Genomic DNA, 16306 nt, shown 5'->3' on the forward strand with positions numbered 1-16306 from the left:
CCTTGGCCGCCACCGTCACTTCCACCGTGTCGCCGGGCACGAGCTCGGTGAAGATCACGGCGGGCGTGTTGTCCTTGGTGTTCTTGCGCGCGAACTGCGGGTCGGCCACGACCGAGGCGCGCAGCTGGTTGTCGGGGTGGTTGTAGCCCTGGCGCACGCCTTCGTTGATGGCGTCTTCCAGGCTGCCGGTGAAGCCGTCGAGGCGCACGTTCATACCGACCTTGAGGAACACGTTGACGATGCCGGTGTCCTGGCAGATCGGGCGGTGGCCGATGGCGCTCATCTTGCTGTTGGTCAGGATCTGCGCAATGGCGTCCTTGGCGGCGGCGCTCTGCTCGCGCTCGTAGGCGCGGGCGAGGTGGGCGATGTAGTCGGCCGGGTGGTAGTAGCTGATGTACTGCAGGGCGGCGGCGACGGATTCGATCAGGTCGTTCTGGCGGATGCTCGTGGTCATGGCGGTGGGGAGGTTGTGGTCGGGTGGGCCGTTGCCGCAGGGGCCGTGGCGGCGCATAGTCTGCTACGGTGGGCCAGCCGGTATTTTGACAGGTCGTCCCAACGCCGGCTGACACAGGAGAGCGCCATGAAGACCCGGATCGAACGCGACACCATGGGCGAGGTTGCCGTGCCCACCGAGAGACTCTGGGGCGCACAGACCCAGCGCTCGCTGCAGAATTTCGACATTTCTGGCGAGCGCCAGCCGCGTGAACTGATCCGGGCGCTGGCGCAGGTCAAGCGCGCGTCCGCCGTGGTGAATCACGCACTCGGCCTGCAGGACGAGAAGAAAACCGGGGCCATCGTGGCGGCGGCCGACGAGGTGATCGCCGGGCAGCACGAAGCCGAGTTTCCGCTGGTGGTGTGGCAGACCGGTTCGGGCACGCAGACCAACATGAACCTCAACGAGGTGCTGGCCAACCGCGCCAGCGAGTTGCTGGGGGGGCCGCGCGGCGAAGCTCGACTGGTGCACCCCAACGACGACGTGAACCGGAGCCAGTCAAGCAACGATGTGTTTCCCACGGCCATGCATGTGGCGGCGGTGGACGCGATCACCAACAGGCTTCTGCCGTCGCTGGATGCGCTGCGAGCCACGTTGGCGCAGAAGACCGCCGAGTTCCATGACATTGTGAAAATCGGCCGCACCCACTTGCAGGACGCCACGCCGCTGACCCTCGGACAGGAGTTCTCGGGCTACGCGGCGCAACTGGCGCACTGCGAGCGGCATGTACGCGATGCGCTGCCGCACCTGTGTGAACTGGCCCTGGGCGGCACGGCCGTGGGCACGGGGCTCAACGCACCTCAGGGTTACGCCGAGGCGGTGGCGGCCGAACTGGCCCGGCTCACCGGTCTGCCCTTGGTGAGCGCACCCAACAAGTTCGAGAACATGGCCAGCGTCGATGCCGTGGTGCATGCGCACGGTGCGCTCAAGACCTTGGCCGCGAGCATGAACAAGATCGCCAACGATGTGCGCTGGCTCGCCAGCGGGCCGCGCAGCGGCATCGGCGAGTTGAGCATCCCCGAGAACGAGCCGGGCTCGTCCATCATGCCCGGCAAGGTCAACCCCACGCAGAGCGAGGCGGTGACCATGCTGTGCGCCCAGGTGATGGGCAACGACGTGGCCATCAACATCGGTGGTGCCTCGGGCAACTTCGAGCTCAACGTGTTCCGGCCGATGGTGGCGCACAACTTCCTGCAGAGCGTCCGCCTGCTGGCCGACGGCATGAGGAGCTTCAACGACCACTGCGCCGTGGGCATCGAGCCCAACCGGGCACGCATCACCGAACTGGTGGACCGATCACTGATGCTGGTGACCGCGCTCAACCCGCACATCGGCTATGACAAGGCGGCGCAGATCGCGAAGAAGGCACACAAGGAGGGCACCAGCTTGCGCGAGGCGGCGCTGGCGCTGGGCTTCGTCTCGGCCGAGCAGTTCGACCAGTGGGTGCGGCCCGAGCAGATGGTGGGGCGCTGACGTCAGTGCCTGGAGCCCACGGGTGGCTGCATCAGCCTGTCGGTCATGGCAATCGCCATGGCGCTGAGCAGGAACACCACGTGGATGAGGGTTTGCCACATCAGCACCTGCTCGGTGTAGTTGGCGGCGTTGATGAAGGTCTTGAGCAGGTGGATGGAACTGATGCCGATGATGGCCGTGGCCAGCTTCACCTTGAGCACCGAGGCATTCACATGGCTCAGCCACTCGGGCTGGTCCGGGTGGTTCTCCAGGTTCATGCGGCTCACGAAGGTCTCGTAGCCACCGATGATCACCATGATCAGCAGGTTGGAGATCATGACCACGTCGATCAGGGCCAGCACCACCAGCATGATCACCGTCTCGTTGAGACCGGTCAGTTGCACGTCGCTCTTGTAGCCAATGCTGCCGACGAGTTTGTCGAGTGCCACCTGGCTGCCAAAGGCTGCCTCGACCAGGTGAACCAGTTCGACCCAGAAGTGAAAGACGTAGATGCATTGCGCTGCGATCAGGCCGATGTAGAGCGGCAACTGGAGCCAGCGGCTGGCGAAGATCAGGTTGGGCAAGGCGCGGATCGGGGCGGGAGTTTTGACAGGATCGGTCATGGGAAAGGCAATGCGCCGGGTGCCCGGGACGGGCGGCCACAAAGCCGGTGTATTGTAGGGTGGCCGTTGCGCCGAGCCCGGGTTTGTACCGATGTACCGGGTCGGCCGAATGGGCTTGTTGCCCGCCATGTAAGTGGCTCGTAAGAGCCTTTGCCCACAGTCATCGGTTGATCCGAATCCACAACACCTGAGGAGACTGCCCATGTCCGCACCGTCGACGTCCATCGAATCGACCCTGGTCGAAAACCGCGTTTTTGAACCCACCGCTGCGACCGTCAAGGCTGCCCGGGTGTCGGGGATGGCAGCGTACCAGGCGCTGTGCGACGAGGCCGACAAGGATTTCGAGGGCTTCTGGGCGCGCCTGGCTCGCGAGACGCTGACCTGGGCCAAACCCTTCACCAGGACGCTGGATTCCTCCAACGCGCCGTTCTACAAGTGGTTCGAGGACGGTGAGCTCAATGCCTCGTACAACTGCCTGGACCGCCACATGGGCACGCCGGTGGAGAACAAGACCGCCATCATCTTTGAGGCCGACGGCGGCGAGGTCACCAAGGTCAGCTACAAGGAACTGCTGGGCAAGGTCTCGCGCTTTGCCAATGCGCTCAAGGCGCGCGGTGTGAAGAAGGGCGACCGCGTCGTCATCTACATGCCCATGACGGTCGAAGGCGTGGTGGCCATGCAGGCCTGCGCCCGCATCGGCGCCACCCACAGCGTCGTGTTTGGCGGCTTCTCGGCCAAGGCGTTGCAAGAGCGGATTCAAGACGCCGGCGCCGTGGCCGTGATCACCGCCAATTACCAGTTGCGCGGCGGCAAGGAACTGCCGCTCAAGGCGATCGTGGACGACGGCATCGCCATGGGCGGCTGCGAGTGCATCAAGGATGTGATCGTGTTCCAGCGCACGCCCACCGCCTGCAACATGGTGGCCGGGCGCGACAGCTTCATGCACGAGGTGATGGCCAGCGCGTCCGATGTGTGCCCGGCCGAAATGGTGAGCGCCGAGCACCCGCTGTTCGTGCTCTACACCTCCGGCTCCACCGGCAAGCCCAAGGGCGTGCAGCACAGCACCGGTGGTTATTTGCTGTGGGCCAACCTCACCATGAACTGGACCTTCGACCTGAAGGCCGACGACATCTTCTGGTGCACCGCCGACATCGGCTGGATCACCGGCCACACCTACGTGACCTACGGCCCGCTGGCCGCCGGCGCCACGCAGATCGTGTTCGAGGGCGTGCCCACGTACCCGAACGCCGGTCGTTTCTGGCAGATGATCGAGAAACACAAGTGCACCATTTTCTACACCGCGCCCACGGCGATCCGCTCGCTGATCAAGGCGGCCGAGGGTGACGAGAAGGTGCATCCGGCGCGCTCCGATCTGTCCAGCCTGCGCTTGCTCGGCTCGGTGGGGGAGCCCATCAACCCCGAAGCCTGGATGTGGTACTACAAGCACGTGGGCGGCGAGCGCTGCCCCATCGTGGACACCTTCTGGCAGACCGAAACCGGCGGCCACATGATCACGCCGCTGCCGGGCGCCACGCCACTGGTGCCGGGCTCGTGCACGCTGCCGCTGCCAGGCATTGCCGCAGCCATCGTGGACGAAGCCGGCATCGATGTGCCCAACGGCTCGGGCGGCATCCTGGTGGTGAAGAAGCCCTGGCCTTCCATGATCCGCACCATCTGGGGCGACCCCGAGCGATTCAAGAAGAGCTACTTCCCCGAGGAGCTCAAGGGCTACTACCTGGCCGGCGACGGCGCGGTGCGCAGCGCCGACCGGGGCTACTTCCGCATCACCGGGCGCATCGACGACGTGCTCAACGTGTCGGGCCACCGCATGGGCACGATGGAGATCGAATCGGCCCTGGTGAGCAAGACCGATCTGGTGGCCGAAGCCGCCGTGGTGGGTCGTCCCGACGACCTCACGGGCGAGGCCATCGTGGCCTTCGTGGTGCTCAAGCGCGCGCGTCCCACCGGTGAAGAGGCCAAGGCCATCGCCAAGGTGTTGCGCGACTGGGTGGGCAAGGAGATCGGACCGATCGCCAAACCGAAGGACATCCGCTTCGGCGACAACCTGCCCAAGACCCGCAGCGGCAAGATCATGCGGCGTTTGCTGCGGTCGATCGCCAAAGGAGAGGCCATCACGCAGGACACGTCGACGCTGGAGAACCCGGCCATCCTGGATCAATTGTCGGAGAACAACTGATCAATTGATCGCCCGGGACGTCGGTCCCGTGCAGGCAACAAAAAACCCGCTGGATTCCAGCGGGTTTTTTTGTTGGAAGAAGCAGAACTTACTTCAGGCTCAGGACCCAGGCCGCCAGCTTCTTGGCATCGGCTTCGCTCACCTGCGTGTTGGCGGGCATGGGGATTGCGCCCCACACGCCGGAACCGCCCTTGACGATCTTGGTGGCCAATGCATCGACTGCCTTGGCGTCGCCGGCGTACTTCTTGGCCACGTCCTTGTACGACGGGCCCACCAGCTTCTTGTCCACCGCGTGGCAGGCCATGCAGTTCTTGCTTTTGGCCAAAGCCTCGTCGGCGAATGCAGGAGCCGCCAGTGTGGTCATGGTGGCCATAATCAGGAGAGCGCGTTTCATGGGGGTTGTCCTTGTGATTGAATGCTGATGCCAGCACGGTCTGGATTTTAACGATGCACGGCCGTGGTGAAACGATCGCTTACAGATTCTTGCCCCACTTTGTCGGACCTTTACCGGAGCGTGTGATGTATTTGCTGATCCTGGGCGTGATCCTGATGCTGATGAAGTACCTCGAAGTGGGCTTCGTGGTCGATCTCTCGTGGTGGTGGGTCTTGACGCCCTTTGCCTTGGCCGTGGTCTGGTGGGCCTGGGCGGACGCCACCGGCTACACCAAGCGCCGTGAGATGGACAAGATGGACAAGAAAAAGCAGGACCGCATCGACAAGCAGCGCGAGAACCTTGGCATGAAGACCAAGCGTCGCTCGCGCTGAAACCCCGTCAGTAATTGTCCAACACGGCGCCCTTGCTGGCGCTGGACGCGTTGAACGCGAACTTGGCTTGCACGCCGCGCGTGTAACGTGGCGCTGGAGCCGTCCAGGCTGCACGGCGCTTTTCAATTTCCGCTTCCGGCACGTTGAGCTCCAGCAGCAGCTGGTGAGCATCGATCGTGATGCTGTCGCCTTCATTCACGAATGCGATCGTGCCGCCGGCCGCGGCCTCGGGCGCCACGTGGCCCACCACCATGCCCCAGGTGCCGCCCGAAAAACGGCCGTCGGTGATCAGGCCCACGCTCTCGCCCAGGCCCGCGCCGATCAGCGCACCCGTGGGCGCCAGCATCTCGGGCATGCCGGGGCCGCCCTTGGGGCCGAGGTAGCGCAGCACCATCACGTCGCCCGCCTTGATCTTGCCGTCCAGGATGGCCTGCAGCGCCGACTGCTCGTCGTCGAACACGCGCGCCGGGCCGGTCATCACCGGGTTTTTCAGGCCGGTGATCTTGGCCACCGCGCCTTCGGGGCTGAGGTTGCCTTTGAGAATGGCCAGGTGGCCGTGCTCGTACATGGGCTTGTCGATCGGGCGGATCACGTCCTGGTCGGCGCGCGGTGCATCGGGCACGTCCTTGAGCACCTCGGCAATCGTCTGGCCGCTGATGGTCAGGCAGTCCCCGTGCAGCAGGCCGGCGTTGAGCAGCACCTTCATGACTTGCGGGATGCCGCCGGCGCGGTGCAGGTCGACCGCGAGGTACTTGCCGCTGGGTTTCAGGTCGCACAACACGGGTGTCTTCTGGCGCACACGCTCGAAGTCGTCGATGGTCCACTCGACTTCGGCCGCATGCGCGATCGCCAGGAAGTGCAGCACCGCGTTGGTGGAGCCGCCGGTGGCCATGATCACCGCCACGGCGTTTTCGATCGCCTTCTTGGTCACGATGTCGCGCGGCTTGATGTCTTTCTTGATCGCCTCGATCAGCACCTTGGCCGACTCCTTGGCCGAGTTCATCTTCTCGTCGTGCGGGTTGGCCATGGTGCTGGAGTAGGGCAGCGAGATGCCCAGCGCCTCGAAGGCGCTGGACATGGTGTTGGCGGTGTACATGCCGCCGCACGAGCCGGTGCCGGGGATGGCGCGCATCTCGATCTCGCGCAGGTCTTCGTCGCTCAGGTTGCCGGCGGCGTTCTGGCCCACGGCCTCAAAGACGCTGACGATGTTGAGATCCTGTCCTTTCCAGTGGCCTGGCAGGATGGTGCCACCGTACACATAGATGGCGGGAACGTTGGCGCGCAGCATGCCCATCAGGCCGCCGGGCATGTTCTTGTCGCAGCCGCCGACCACCACCACGCCGTCCATCCACTGGCCGCCGACGCAGGTTTCGATGCAGTCCGAGATCACCTCGCGGCTCACCAGCGAGTACTTCATGCCCTCGGTGCCCATGGCCATGCCGTCGGAGATGGTCGGCGTGCCGAACACCTGCGCGTTGCCACCGGCTTCCTCGATGCCGGCAATCGCCGCGTCGGCCAGCTTCTGCAGGCCCGAGTTGCACGGCGTGATGGTGCTGTGGCCGTTGGCCACGCCCACCATGGGTTTGACGAAGTCGCCTTCCTCGTAGCCCATGGCGTAGTACATGGAGCGGTTGGGCGCGCGCGACTTGCCTTGCGTGATGTTCGCGCTGCGGCTGTTGATGGGCTTGATCGGGATGGTTTTGCTGTCGGCCATGGTCTTGTCTCGTGGGTGGGGAAAAGAGCGCCAAGTATGCGGCAGCGTCAGGGCGCTTTCCAATCGCTTCGAAGGTCAGATTTGATACGCTTGGCATATGAATGACCCATCCAGATCGCTGCGCATTGAATTGCGCCAGTGGCGTCAGTTCGTGGCGCTGGCCGAAGAACTGCACTTCGGGCGGGCTGCCGTGCGCCTGCACATGACCCAGCCGCCGCTGACCCAGGCCATTGCCGGACTGGAAGCTGCGCTGGGCGTGCGCCTGTTCGAGCGCACGCAGCGCAGCGTGCACATCACGCCGGCCGGCGCGGCCCTGCTGCCTGAGGTGCGCGAGCTGCTGGCCCGTGCGCAGGCCCTGCCGGAACTGGCCCGCGCGGCTGCCGCAGGCGAACTGGGCCGGTTGCGGCTGGCCTTTGTGTCCACGGTGGGTTTCGAGCTGCTGCCGCGCTGGGTGCGCGCGTTCCGCGAACAGTGGCCCCAGGTGGCGCTGGAGCTGATCGAGGCCACGGGCGATGTGCAACTGGAACTGCTGGCGCGCGGCGAGGTGGACGCCGGCTTTGTGCTTCACTCGCCCGGCTTCGCCGCCCCTGGCCTGGTGCAGTCCTTGATCGCCACGGAGCCGCTGGTGGTGGCCCTTCCCGAAGCCCACGCCCTGGCGGCTGAGGAGCGACCTGCGCTGAAGAGCCTGCTGGCCGAGCCCTTGGTGATCTTTCCCCGGCGCATCCTGCCGTCGCTGTTCGACGCGATCTTTGCGCTGTACAACGCGGCCGGACGCGTGCCGCAGGTGGCGCAGGAGGCCATCCAGATGCAGACCATCGTGAACCTGGTCTCCGCCGGGCTGGGCATGGCCTGGGTGCCGCAGAGCGTGCGGCAGTTTCAGCGGCCTGGTGTGGTGTACCGCGCCGTGGCCTGGCCGCGGGGCAGGGCAGTGCCGGCGTGTGAGACCAGCCTGGTGTGGCGAGCCGATGCCGTGAGCCCGCCATTGGCGCATTTCATTGGTTTTGCGCGGGAGCAGGAGGTCTCGGCAGCACGCCGGCCAAAGGCACAATAGCTCCATGCTCCAACACCCTCAAATCGACCCCGTCGCTCTGCAGATCGGCCCGCTGGCCATCCACTGGTACGGTCTCACCTACCTCGCCGCCTTCGGCCTCTTCATGTGGCTGGCCAATCTGCGCCTGCGACACCAGCCTTACGCCAGCATCACCAACCCGCCGTGGACGCGGCGCGATGTGGAGGACATCCTGTTCCTCGGCGTGCTCGGCGTGGTGGCCGGTGGGCGCATCGGCTACTGCCTGTTCTACAAGCCGGCGTACTACCTGGCCAACCCGCTGGAGATCTTTGCCATCTGGCAGGGCGGCATGAGCTTTCATGGCGGACTGATCGGCGTGATGCTGGCCATGGTCTGGTACGCGCGCAGCCGCCAGCGCCCGTTCATGGAGGTGATGGACTTCGTGGCGCCCTGCGTGCCGACCGGCCTGGCCGCCGGGCGCGTGGGCAACTTCATCAACGGCGAACTCTGGGGCCGCGTGGCCGACCCGTCATTGCCCTGGGGCATGGTGTTTCCCGGCGCGGGCGATGCGCCACGCCATCCTTCGCAGGTCTACCAGTTCCTGTTGGAGGGTCTGCTGCTCTTTGTGCTGCTGTGGCTCTATGCCCGCAAGCCACGTGCGCGCGGTCAGGTGTCGGCGGTGTTCCTCATGGGCTATGGCGTATTCCGTTTCATCGCGGAGTTCTTCCGCGAGCCCGACGCCCACCTGGGGCTGCTCTCGATGGGCATGAGCATGGGTCAGTGGCTGTGTGTGCCCATGGTCCTGGCGGGTGCGTTCATGTGGTGGTGGTTCGGCCGGCGCACCTGAACGCCATTCGTCGCCTGCAAGGGTAAATCCCCGGGACAGACGGCCGGGGATTTTTTAGAATTAGCCGTAATTACAGATGATTACGGACGGACCCAAACCGATGCGATTGGTGCTCAACTCCCTGCACGACGAAGTGGCCGCGAAGCTTCGCGAGCGCATCTTCGACGGTGTGCTGGCGCCTGGCAGCTTCATCGACGAGCTGGGACTCTGTGGTGAATGGTCGATCTCGCGCACGCCGCTGCGCGAGGCGCTCAAGGTGCTGGCCGCTGAAGGCCTGGTGCGCCACGAGCCGCGCCGGGGGTGTTTCGTCAACCAGATCACCGAGCGCGACCTCGACGAGATCTTTCCCGTCATCGCCCTGCTTGAGGGCCGTTGCGCATTCGAGGCCGCGAGCAATGCCACCGACGCCGATCTGGTGACGCTGGAGCAGATGCACGACCGCCTGAACCGCTGCGCCAAGGCGCGTCGCATCAACGATTACTACCAGGCCAACTTCGCCATCCACGAAGCCATCATCACCCTGGCCAACAACCGCTGGCTGGCACAGGTGATCGGTGACCTGCGCAAGATCGTCAAGCTCGCGCGCCTGCAGCAGTTGCACGCGCCGGGCCGATTGGACCAGAGCCTGTCCGAGCACATGGCGGTGTTTGCCGCGCTCAAGGCGCGCGATGCCGAAGGCGCCGAGGCCGCCATGCGCACCCACCTCACGCGCCAGCGCGTGGCCCTGCGCGAACTTGCGCGCAGCAACACTTCGAGGATCACGGCATGAACACCGCTCAATGGTTGGAAAAAGGCGCCTCCATGCTGCGTCCCGGCACCAAGGCGGGCGTGCGATCCACCCAGGAACGCCTGAAGGGTACGCTGCGCCACGACGACGAGGCGATGTCGCCGCGCCAGTTGCGCCACCTGCTCGACCAGCTCAAGGGCATTGTCGATCCGCTGCTGAGCGAGGTCGAGGGCGGGCGCCGCGCCCAAGACTTGATGGCCTGGTACGCCAAGGCCACGCCGCCGCAACGCCGCGACCTCTGGCTGCTCATGAGCGAGCAGTTCGTGGCCGACGCCGAGCAGATCAAGGCCGCGCAGACCCAGTTTGCCGCTGCGGTGGGCACGCCCGACGAGGCCGCCGCCGAGGTGCTCTACCGCCGAGCCACGGTGTCGCCGCGCCGTCGCATATTGCAGCGCTTCAGCGCGCACCCCGAGGGCATCCGTTTCCTGGTCGATCTGCGCGCCGAGATGCAGTCTCACCTCAAAGGCGACAAGCGCCTGCTGGCGCTCGATGTGGAGATGGAATACATGTTCTCCACCTGGTTCGACGTGGGCTTTCTGGAGCTGCGCCGCATCAGTTGGGATTCGCCGGCCTCGCTGGTGGAAAAGCTCATCAAGTACGAAGCCGTGCACGACATCCGCAGCTGGGCCGATGTGAAGAACCGGCTTGACGGCGACCGCCGCTGCTATGGCTTCTTCCACCCGCGCCTGCCCGAAGAACCGTTGATCTTCGTGGAAGTGGCGCTCATGAACGAGATCGCCGCCAGCATCACGCCGCTGCTGGACGAGGAGGCCGATCCGGTCGACATCGCCAAGGCCAACACGGCCATTTTCTATTCGATCAGCAACACCCAGAACGGGCTGCGCGGCGTGAGCTTTGGTGACTCGCTCATCAAGCGCGTGGTCGAGACGCTGCACCAGGAGTTTCCCAAGCTCAAGGTGTTTGTCACGCTCTCGCCCATACCGGGTTTGCGCGCCTGGCTGAACAAGAATGCGCCGGCCGAACTGCTCAAGAGCTGGGAGAACCTGGAAGAACTTTCCGAGGCCGCGCCCGAGCGCAAGGCCTTGCTGGGCTGGGCCGCGCGCTACCTGGGCAACGAGATGCAGGGCGGCAAGCCGCTGGACCCGGTGGCGCGTTTCCACCTGGGCAACGGTGCCCGCGTGGAACGCCTGAACTGGGCCGGTGATCCGTCGAACAAGGGCATCAAACAATCGTATGGCTTGATGGTCAATTACCTCTACGACCTCAAACGCCTGGAGAAACACCGCGCCTGGCTGGCGCAGGGAAAGATCCCGATAGCCGCAGCGATCGAAGACCTGTACCTTTGACGCTGCTTTTTTACAACCACAGGAGACAAAAAACATGACCGACCACTTCAACCGCCGAGACATCTTGCGCACGGCTGTTGCCGGCGCCGCCGTTTACAGCACCGGGGCCTACGCCCAGGCCACCTGGCCCACCAAACCGGTGACCATGATCGTGCCGTTCCCCGCCGGTGGCGGCACCGATGCGTTTGCCCGCCCCATGGCCGCGCAATTCACGCGCCTCTCGGGCAAGAGCCTGGTGATCGACAACCGTGGCGGCGCTGGCGGCACGCTGGGCGCGGGCATCGCGGCCAAGGCCGTGCCCGATGGCTACACGCTGTTCATGGGCGCGGTGCACCACACCATTGCCCCGAGCATGTACCCCAGGCTGGACTACAACATCGAGACCGACCTGATTCCCCTGATCCTGGTGGCCAGCGTGCCGCAGGTGCTGGTGGTCAACCCCAAGAACATTTCCGGCGCGGGCTTCAAGGAGTTCATGGCGCAGGTCAAGGCCAACCCCGGCAAGCTCAACTACGGCTCGGCCGGTGGCGGCACCTCGCACCACCTCGCTGGCGAGCTGTTCAAGCAGCAGTCCAACACCTTCATCACCCACATTCCGTACCGCGGCGCAGGCCCGGCACTCAACGACCTCATTGCCGGCCAGGTGGACATGATGTTCGACGGCCTCGGTTCTTCGGCCGGCCACATCAAGGGTGGTCGCATCAAGGCGCTGATGGTCTCGGGCCCCAAGCGCAACGCGGCCTTCCCCGACGTGCCCTGCGCTGCCGAACTCGGGATGCCCGACTACAACGTGACCACCTGGTACGGCGTGTGGGCGCCCAAGGGCACGCCCGCCGATGCGCAGGCTCGCGCGATCGAGGAGATCCGCAAGGCGGTGAGCACCGACGAAGCCAAGGCGGTCTGGGCCAATCAGGGCGCCGAGTTCGCCAACGTCAGTGGCCCGCAGTTCGACGCCTTCGTCAAGAGCGAGATCCGCAAGTGGGCGCAGGTGGTCAAGGCCTCTGGCGCCAAGCTGGACTGAGCACTTGACCTCCATGACCGGCCGAGTCCACCTGACCATGCATGGTCAGGTGGCGCAGGTGACCCTGTCGCATCCGGGCAAGTTCAACGCCATGTCGCGTGCGATGTGGCGTGAGTTGAAGACGGTCTTCGTCGAACTCCAGGCGCGTACCGACGTGCGCTGCGTGATCGTCGTGGGCGAGGGCGGCCATTTCTGCGCTGGTGGCGACATCGCCGAGTACCCCGGCTTTCGCTTCGTGGAAGCTGCCTTGCGCGACTTTCACGAAGACGATGTGTGGGGCGGCCTGGGCGCCATGCTGGCGTGTGACGTGCCGCTGCTGGCACAGATCGAGGGCAACTGCATGGGCGCCGGTGTGGAAATCGCAAGCTGCTGCGACATCCGCGTGTCGTCTGCCGGCGCGCGCTTTGGCGCACCCATCGCCAAGCTGGGCTTTCCGATGGCGCCGCGCGAGGCTGCGCTGGTGGCCCGCGAGGCCGGCGTCGCCACCGCACGCGAAATGCTGCTGGAAGCCACCGTGTTCGACGCTGCCGAGATGAAGTCGCGTGGCTTCCTCAACACCGTTCTGCCCGACGGCACGCTCACGCCGGCATTGCTGGTGCGCGCCCGGCGCATCGCCGCGCTGTCGCCGCAGGCCGCGCGCCTGAACAAACAAGCCTTGCGAGCCACGTTGGGCTCAACGGAGGCCGAAGGCGAGAGTGCCTACCGGTACGCCGACAGCGCCGAGCACCGCGAAGGCATTGCAGCGTTCATCGCCAAGCGCTCGCCGGTTTTCTGACGGGCTTTCTGATTCTTTTGTCACACCATTTTGCTGACCAGAACATGGACAACCTCAACCTCTTTGCTGCCCTGCGCGCGGCCTTTCCGCAGGACCTCGACCGCGTGGCGATCGAGACCGACGACGGTCTGAACTACTCCTGGCGCGACCTCGACCGCGCCTCGGCCATGGTGGCCAACCTGCTGGATTCGCTGGCGCTGCCGCCCGCGTCGCGCGTGGCCGTGCAGGTGGAGAAGTCGGTCGAAGCGCTGGTGCTGTACCTGGCCACGCTGCGCGCGGGCCATGTGTTCCTGCCGCTCAACACCGCCTACCAGAGCGCGGAGATCGAGTACTTCGTCGGCAACGCCGAGCCCGCGGTGGTGGTGTGCAGCCCGGGCCAGTTCGGCTGGGTCAGCAAGATCGCCTTCACCGCCGGCACGCGCCATGTGTTCACCCTGGGCGACGACCGCACCGGCAGCCTGCTGGAGCGCGCGTCCCACATGAGCGACCGGCACACGCCTGCCGTGCGCCGCGACGACGACCTCGCCGCCATCCTCTACACCAGCGGCACCACCGGGCGCAGCAAGGGCGCCATGCTCACGCACGGCAACCTGCGCAGCAACGCCGAGGTGCTCAAGACCTACTGGGGCTGGCGCCCGGACGACGTGCTGATTCACGCACTGCCCATCTTCCACGTGCACGGTCTGTTCGTGGCCATGCACGGTGCGCTGATCAACGGCAGCAAGATGTTCTGGATGTCCAAGTTCGACCCCAAGCTGGCGATCGCCAAGTTCTCGGAAGCCACCGTGTTCATGGGCGTGCCCACGCTCTACACGCGCATGCTGGCCGAGCCCTCGCTCTCCAAACAGCAGGCTTCGCACATGCGCTTGTTCATCTCGGGCTCGGCGCCGCTGCTGATCGAGACCTTCAACGAATGGAAGGACCGCACGGGCCACACCATCCTGGAGCGCTACGGCATGAGCGAGACCGCCATGCTGACCTCCAACCCCTGCAGCGCCGACGCACGCTACGGTGGCGCCTCCGAGCGGCGCGGCGGCACCGTGGGCTTCCCGTTGCCGGGCGTGGAGCTGCGCGTGATGGGCGACGATGGCCAGGTGGCGCAACCCGGCGAGATCGGCGGCATTCAGGTGCGCGGCCCCAACATCTTCAAGGGCTACTGGCGCATGCCCGAGAAGACCGCCGAGGAGTTCACCGCCGACGGTTTCTTCAAGACCGGTGACGTGGGCCGCATCGACGAGCGTGGTTACGTGAACATCGTTGGCCGCAGCAAGGACCTGATCATCTCGGGTGGCTACAACGTTTATCCGGCCGAGATCGAGGGCTACATCAACGAGATGCCCGGCGTGGTCGAGAGCGCGGTGATCGGTGTACCGCACCCTGACTTTGGCGAGGTGGGCGTGGCCTTGCTGATCGCCAAGCCGGGTGCGCAGGTGGATGCGGCCCAGGTGCTGGCTTCACTCAAGTCGCGGCTGGCCAATTTCAAGATTCCCAAGCGCTGTTTTGTGGTGGGGGAGTTGCCGAGGAACACGATGGGGAAGGTGCAGAAGAATTTGTTGCGCGAGGAGCACAAATCGTTGTTCGCTTGAGCTTCGCTTCGTTGGCCCGATCCGGTCGGCGGCAACCGGGCTGACCGGCTCCGCGGCTGTCCCCCGCCCGGGGCTGCGCCCCGGGCTCCTCCTTTATGCCGCTGCGCCGGTCAGCCCGGCTGCCGCCGACCTCGTGGAAATTCGAAGGGCGTGGGGAAACGTCGGCGTGCAAGGGTGCAGGCCGCTCGCGGGCGTGGTGTGTGCTGCGCAGCGAAAGAAAGGAGGAGGGGCCAAAGGCCCCGGGGGACATTCGCGGAGCAGCGCACACCGCGCCCGCGAGCCGAAGAAGCCCAGGCAATCAACCGCCAGTCAAGGCGAAACAAGGCCAGGAGAAGACTCGCGTTCCAACCGCCGAAGCACCTGCCGACTCAACCACACCCCCAACAAGCCAAACACCACCACACCCAGACCGTACCCTGCCAACACACCACGCGCGCCGAACCACTGCGCGCCGATCCAGATGAAAGGCGCCACGCCCAGTGTGGCGCGGCCCCAGTTGAGCGCGGTGGAGTAAAAGGCAAAGCCCAGGTTGTTGAACGCGGCGTTGGCCACGAACAGCGCGCCGTTGAAGAAAAAGCTGCCGGCCACGAACACGCAGAAGAACACGATGAGTTCGCGTGCTTCGCCTTGCGCGGCGAACGCGTCAGCGATGTAGCCGCTGCCCACGGCCATCAGCAGCCAGACCAGCAGCACATACACCAGCGTCACCTTCAGGCTGTCACGCACCGTGCTGCGCAGCCGGTCGAACCTTCGGGCGCCGAGGTTCTGCCCAAGGATCGGTCCCACCGAGCCCGAGAGCGCGAACAAGGCCACAAAGGCCACCGGGATCAGGCGCACGATGACCGCCCAGCCCGCCACCGCGTTGTCGCCGAACGGTGCGATGGCCGCGGTCACGAACGCGTTGCCCACCGGTGTGGCCACCTGGGTCAGCACGGCCGGCACACCGATGGCCAGGAACGGCTTGAGGCTGCCGCGCAGCACCGAAGCATTCGGCCAGGCAAACAGACCGTGCACCCGCAGCGCCTTCACGCCAATGACCACCATGGAGCATCGCGCCAGCACCGTGGCCACGGCCGCGCCGTCCAGCCCCCAGCCCAGAACCAGGATGAACAACGGGTCGAGCACGGCCGAGACGGCACCTGCGCCCAGCGTGACGAACATCGCCCGCCGTGCATCGCCCAGCGAACGCAGCAGCGCCGCCAGACACATGCCCAGCCCCAGCGGCACGGCCGAGGGCAGCACCCAGCGGGTGAAGCGCAGCGCCAGCGTGCCGGTGTCGCCCGTGGCCCCGAGCAGGGCCAGCAGTTCGGCCAGCCAGGGGTAGACCAGCAGAACGGCGCCACCCATGAACAGCGCCATGAGCACCAGCGAGGCCCCCGCGATCAGCTTGGCTTGTTCGCGTTCGCCGCGCCCCAGGGCACGCGAGGCCAATGCCGTGGCCGCGATCGACAGACCGATGGCCAGCGAGGTGAGGAAGAACAGCAGCGTGCCCGCGTACCCCACCGCCGCCGCCAGCTCCTTCTGCCCGAGCTGCGCGATGTAGAAGAGGTTGAGCACGTCGACGAAAAAAACCGCCGCCAGCCCGATGGAGCCGGTGGCGGTCATGCTGATGACGTGTCTGAGCGTGGAGCCGGTGACGAAGGTCGGCGTGGCGTGGGATGAGGGCGGCATGGAGGGTGGGCGTGAATGCGCGCCCACTCTACACCGGGCCTCTCAGGCCTGTGAGGCCG

At 65.6% G+C, this 16306-nt stretch carries 15 protein-coding genes; 10 read left to right on the forward strand and 5 right to left on the reverse strand.

Annotated elements, in window-relative coordinates; all coding sequences use genetic code 11:
* The coding region (locus V6M63_RS19110) for a fumarate hydratase (protein ID WP_332744434.1) at positions 1-454 on the reverse strand (454 nt) is incomplete at its 3' end.
* Positions 455-580: 126 nt separating this feature from the next.
* On the opposite strand from V6M63_RS19110, the gene fumC reads away from it, so the two are divergent.
* The gene (fumC, locus tag V6M63_RS19115; RefSeq protein ID WP_332744436.1) at positions 581-1966 is read left to right on the forward strand and encodes a class II fumarate hydratase; all 1386 of its coding nucleotides are present in this window, start codon (positions 581-583) and stop codon (positions 1964-1966) included.
* A gap of 2 nt (positions 1967-1968) precedes the next feature.
* On the opposite strand, the gene V6M63_RS19120 is transcribed toward fumC, so the two are convergent.
* Positions 1969-2568: a TIGR00645 family protein gene (locus tag V6M63_RS19120; RefSeq protein WP_332744438.1), complete on the reverse strand. Its 600-nt coding sequence runs from the start codon at positions 2566-2568 to the stop codon at positions 1969-1971.
* Positions 2569-2770: 202 nt separating this feature from the next.
* Here V6M63_RS19120 and acs point away from each other — a divergent pair, with 202 nt between their 5' ends.
* Positions 2771-4765, forward strand: coding sequence for an acetate--CoA ligase (acs, locus tag V6M63_RS19125; RefSeq protein WP_332744440.1), 1995 nt, complete (start codon positions 2771-2773; stop codon positions 4763-4765).
* An 88-nt stretch (positions 4766-4853) separates the two neighbouring features.
* Here the strand turns inward: acs and V6M63_RS19130 are convergent, their stop codons facing one another.
* Positions 4854-5159, reverse strand: a complete 306-nt coding sequence (locus V6M63_RS19130) for a c-type cytochrome (protein ID WP_332744442.1) — start codon at positions 5157-5159, stop codon at positions 4854-4856.
* 125 nt (positions 5160-5284) lie between these two features.
* Here V6M63_RS19130 and V6M63_RS19135 point away from each other — a divergent pair, with 125 nt between their 5' ends.
* Positions 5285-5530, forward strand: a complete 246-nt coding sequence (locus tag V6M63_RS19135; RefSeq protein ID WP_056275098.1) for a TIGR04438 family Trp-rich protein — start codon at positions 5285-5287, stop codon at positions 5528-5530.
* Between the two features lie 7 nt (positions 5531-5537).
* On the opposite strand, the gene ilvD is transcribed toward V6M63_RS19135, so the two are convergent.
* Complete coding sequence (gene ilvD / locus V6M63_RS19140) at positions 5538-7244, reverse strand: dihydroxy-acid dehydratase (protein ID WP_332744445.1); 1707 nt, start codon at positions 7242-7244, stop codon at positions 5538-5540.
* A gap of 97 nt (positions 7245-7341) precedes the next feature.
* On the opposite strand from ilvD, the gene V6M63_RS19145 reads away from it, so the two are divergent.
* The 7 genes from V6M63_RS19145 to V6M63_RS19175 all read left to right on the forward strand — a co-directional run bounded on the left by V6M63_RS19145 (position 7342) and on the right by V6M63_RS19175 (position 14576).
* The gene (locus V6M63_RS19145) at positions 7342-8295 is read left to right on the forward strand and encodes a LysR family transcriptional regulator (RefSeq protein WP_332744447.1); all 954 of its coding nucleotides are present in this window, start codon (positions 7342-7344) and stop codon (positions 8293-8295) included.
* 4 nt (positions 8296-8299) lie between these two features.
* Positions 8300-9100 carry a prolipoprotein diacylglyceryl transferase gene (gene lgt, locus V6M63_RS19150; protein ID WP_332744449.1) on the forward strand — a complete coding sequence of 267 codons (801 nt, stop codon included), beginning with the start codon at positions 8300-8302 and terminating at the stop codon, positions 9098-9100.
* A 100-nt stretch (positions 9101-9200) separates the two neighbouring features.
* Positions 9201-9869 carry a GntR family transcriptional regulator gene (locus tag V6M63_RS19155; RefSeq protein ID WP_056275091.1) on the forward strand — a complete coding sequence of 223 codons (669 nt, stop codon included), beginning with the start codon at positions 9201-9203 and terminating at the stop codon, positions 9867-9869.
* Complete coding sequence (locus tag V6M63_RS19160) at positions 9866-11194, forward strand: malonyl-CoA decarboxylase (protein ID WP_332744453.1); 1329 nt, start codon at positions 9866-9868, stop codon at positions 11192-11194. Before V6M63_RS19155 ends, V6M63_RS19160 begins: the two co-directional genes overlap by 4 nt.
* Positions 11195-11228: 34 nt before the next feature.
* Positions 11229-12215 (forward strand): Bug family tripartite tricarboxylate transporter substrate binding protein, encoded by a 987-nt coding sequence (locus V6M63_RS19165; RefSeq protein ID WP_332744455.1) that lies wholly within the window; start codon positions 11229-11231, stop codon positions 12213-12215.
* Positions 12216-12228: 13 nt separating this feature from the next.
* A complete protein-coding gene (locus V6M63_RS19170; RefSeq protein WP_332744489.1) occupies positions 12229-12990 on the forward strand; it encodes an enoyl-CoA hydratase/isomerase family protein in 762 nt (253 codons plus the stop codon).
* A gap of 44 nt (positions 12991-13034) precedes the next feature.
* Positions 13035-14576: a malonate--CoA ligase gene (locus V6M63_RS19175; RefSeq protein ID WP_332744457.1), complete on the forward strand. Its 1542-nt coding sequence runs from the start codon at positions 13035-13037 to the stop codon at positions 14574-14576.
* 309 nt (positions 14577-14885) lie between these two features.
* Here the strand turns inward: V6M63_RS19175 and V6M63_RS19180 are convergent, their stop codons facing one another.
* Positions 14886-16247: an MATE family efflux transporter gene (locus V6M63_RS19180; RefSeq protein ID WP_332744459.1), complete on the reverse strand. Its 1362-nt coding sequence runs from the start codon at positions 16245-16247 to the stop codon at positions 14886-14888.
* Positions 16248-16306 lie beyond the last annotated feature (59 nt).

Origin of the sequence: Hydrogenophaga sp., from assembly GCF_036675665.1 — a bacterium.
Lineage (GTDB): Bacteria > Pseudomonadota > Gammaproteobacteria > Burkholderiales > Burkholderiaceae_C > Hydrogenophaga.

What these genes read in the sequence shown, in the direction of transcription:
- fumC (WP_332744436.1), top strand. Translation starts at nt 581, where the DNA reads ATGAAGACCCGGATCGAACGCGACACCATGGGCGAGGTTGCCGTGCCC.
- V6M63_RS19120 (WP_332744438.1), bottom strand. Translation starts at nt 2,568, where the DNA reads ATGACCGATCCTGTCAAAACTCCCGCCCCGATCCGCGCCTTGCCCAAC.
- acs (WP_332744440.1), top strand. Translation starts at nt 2,771, where the DNA reads ATGTCCGCACCGTCGACGTCCATCGAATCGACCCTGGTCGAAAACCGC.
- V6M63_RS19130 (WP_332744442.1), bottom strand. Translation starts at nt 5,159, where the DNA reads ATGAAACGCGCTCTCCTGATTATGGCCACCATGACCACACTGGCGGCT.
- V6M63_RS19135 (WP_056275098.1), top strand. Translation starts at nt 5,285, where the DNA reads ATGTATTTGCTGATCCTGGGCGTGATCCTGATGCTGATGAAGTACCTC.
- ilvD (WP_332744445.1), bottom strand. Translation starts at nt 7,244, where the DNA reads ATGGCCGACAGCAAAACCATCCCGATCAAGCCCATCAACAGCCGCAGC.
- V6M63_RS19145 (WP_332744447.1), top strand. Translation starts at nt 7,342, where the DNA reads ATGAATGACCCATCCAGATCGCTGCGCATTGAATTGCGCCAGTGGCGT.
- lgt (WP_332744449.1), top strand. Translation starts at nt 8,300, where the DNA reads ATGCTCCAACACCCTCAAATCGACCCCGTCGCTCTGCAGATCGGCCCG.
- V6M63_RS19155 (WP_056275091.1), top strand. Translation starts at nt 9,201, where the DNA reads ATGCGATTGGTGCTCAACTCCCTGCACGACGAAGTGGCCGCGAAGCTT.
- V6M63_RS19160 (WP_332744453.1), top strand. Translation starts at nt 9,866, where the DNA reads ATGAACACCGCTCAATGGTTGGAAAAAGGCGCCTCCATGCTGCGTCCC.
- V6M63_RS19165 (WP_332744455.1), top strand. Translation starts at nt 11,229, where the DNA reads ATGACCGACCACTTCAACCGCCGAGACATCTTGCGCACGGCTGTTGCC.
- V6M63_RS19170 (WP_332744489.1), top strand. Translation starts at nt 12,229, where the DNA reads ATGACCGGCCGAGTCCACCTGACCATGCATGGTCAGGTGGCGCAGGTG.
- V6M63_RS19175 (WP_332744457.1), top strand. Translation starts at nt 13,035, where the DNA reads ATGGACAACCTCAACCTCTTTGCTGCCCTGCGCGCGGCCTTTCCGCAG.
- V6M63_RS19180 (WP_332744459.1), bottom strand. Translation starts at nt 16,247, where the DNA reads ATGCCGCCCTCATCCCACGCCACGCCGACCTTCGTCACCGGCTCCACG.